Raw genomic sequence first — 825 nt, forward strand, 5'->3', positions numbered from 1 at the left:
AAAACCTGGGTCGCTAGGTTTCAGAGGCTCACTCTTCTGCTTGTCGGGGTCGGCCAGGATCGGCAGTACGCTCGTGCGGTCCGGGTCGACGACCTGCACCAGTTCGCCGGTCTCGTTGTCGACCTCGTAGTAGGTCTCCACCGGTCGGCCGAGCGCGTCATAAGCCCACGGGGCTTTGACATGCTCAACGACGTTGCCGTCGGCGTCGAGGACATCGACACTGCCGTCCGGGTTTTTCACCATCTGCCCACCGGCGGGCACGTCCATGTCGAAACGGTGCTCGCGTGGGGAGTCTGGGCCTTCCAACAGGATCAGGGACTGCTCACGACCATTGCCCCAGTTGATGTCACCGCGGTGGGCGCCGTCGCGACGCCGCCCCCGCGCAGCACGTTGGGCTAACAGTGCTCCGACACCACCGGCGGTGGCACCTCCGGCACCCAACGGGCCGACCGGCAGGTCACCACCACTGCCGCCCTGATCACCGTCACCGCCAGTACCGTTGGCGCCGTTGGCGCCGTTGGCGGCGTGGTCACCGGAGGTTCCGGCCGGGGCTGCTTCGGACGTCGGGGTTGTATCGGTGTCGTCGGCACTCTCGGCGCGGGCGGTGTCGGGGTCGGTGAGTTGGCGGCCTTCCAGGCCGTCCCGACGGGTTGTCGAGGTCACCCCGGAGTCGGTGTCGGTGGTGAGAACCTCACCGGTGGCGGTGCCGTCGTCGGCGACCACCGCCGGGCCGTCGGGTGTGTCCACGACCCGGACCTGCCGGGAGTCGCCGTTGTCGTCGGTGACGGTGGTGTTCCAGGGGATGACCTGGCGCACGTTCGACCG

The 825-nt window shown here is 68.4% G+C and carries 1 pseudogene; it reads right to left on the reverse strand.

Annotated features, from left to right (window positions below):
- Positions 1–825 (reverse strand): annotated as a pseudogene (locus ACT3UN_RS16505) (hypothetical protein); the annotation flags it as partial.

Source organism: Corynebacterium sp. AOP12-C2-36 (assembly GCF_052379185.1).
GTDB lineage: Bacteria > Actinomycetota > Actinomycetes > Mycobacteriales > Mycobacteriaceae > Corynebacterium.